Below are 1,258 nucleotides of genomic sequence, written 5' to 3'. Positions count from 1 at the left end.
GTGCGGGTAGGGATGCTTTGTTCCAGGTGGAGTGGACGTCGTCGGTGGATCTCCCGGCGGCTGACGCGCTCCCGACGGCGATACTCGGCCAGGACACGTTGGGTGTCGCCGCCACGCTGCGGGCGGGCGGGGATTCGGGTGGGGATCCGGTGCCGGTTCACGCGGATCTGCTGTCGCTGGTTGAGGCGGGACCGGTGCCGGGTGTGGTGCTGGCGGAAGCGGTCTCCGGCCGGGCCGACGGGGTCGCGGAGTCGGTGCACGAGCTGACCTCGCATGTTCTGGACGTGCTGCAGGGGTGGCTGGCCGATGACCGGTGCGCCGATTCGCGCCTGGTGTTCGTCACCCGGGGCGGGGTCGTGGCCGGTGAGGACGGCGAAAAAGCGCCGGACCCGGTCGTGGCGGCGGCACGAGGGCTCGTACGCAGCGCCCAGTCGGAGAATCCTGGCCGGTTCGTCCTGGTCGACATCGACGACGAGCTGTCCTCGTCCGTACTGGCCGGAGCGCTGGCCTCCGGTGAGCCGCAGGTGGCGGTGCGCGGGGGTGAGGTGTGGGTGCCGAGGCTGGCGCGGGTGTCGCCGGATTCGAACGCCGGTGGCGACGTCCGCTCGTGGGATCCCGAGGGGACGGTGTTGATCACTGGTGGTACCGGTGGTCTGGGGGCGCTGTTCGCGCGGCATGTGGTGGCCGAGCGTGGGATACGGCACCTGCTGCTGGTGAGCCGGCGGGGGTTGGACGCTCCGGGGGCGCTGGAGTTGCGGGCCGAGTTGATCGCGCACGGGGTCGAGGTCACCGTCGCGGCGTGTGATGTGGCCGATCGCGATCAGGTGGCGGCGCTGCTGGCCGAGGTGCCGGAGGAACACCCGTTGACGGCGGTGATTCACACTGCGGGTGTGCTGGCCGATGGGACGATTCCGTCGTTGTCGGCCGAGGATCTGGATGTGGTGTTGCGGCCGAAGGTGGATGCGGCGTGGCATCTGCACGAGCTGACCCGAGGGTTGGGTCTGGCGGAGTTCGTGGTGTTCTCGTCGGTGGCGGGGACGTTCGGTGGGGCGGGGCAGGGCAACTACGCGGCGGCGAACGCGTTCTTGGACGCGCTGGTGGGGGTGCGGCGGGCTGAGGGGTTGGCGGGGTTGTCGTTGGTATGGGGGGCGTGGGGTCGTGAGGCCGGGATGACGGGTGGGTTGGGTGAGGTGGATCTGCGGCGGTTGGCGCGTTCGGGGATGGTGGCGTTGTCGGCTGAGCAGGGGTTGGGGTTGTT

General features: G+C 70.4%; 1 protein-coding gene. It reads left to right on the top strand.

Annotation, left to right across the window (positions count from 1 at the left end; genetic code table 11):
* A partial coding sequence (locus ACFY3D_RS39510) for a beta-ketoacyl reductase (protein WP_389989654.1) occupies positions 1-1,258 on the top strand: 1,258 nt, incomplete at both ends.

It is taken from the genome of Streptosporangium sp. NPDC000509 (assembly GCF_042898365.1).
Taxonomy (GTDB): Bacteria; Actinomycetota; Actinomycetes; order Streptosporangiales; family Streptosporangiaceae; genus Streptosporangium.
Note: the sequence above shows the minus strand (reverse complement) of the source record. Positions and strands in the feature narration are given on the sequence as shown.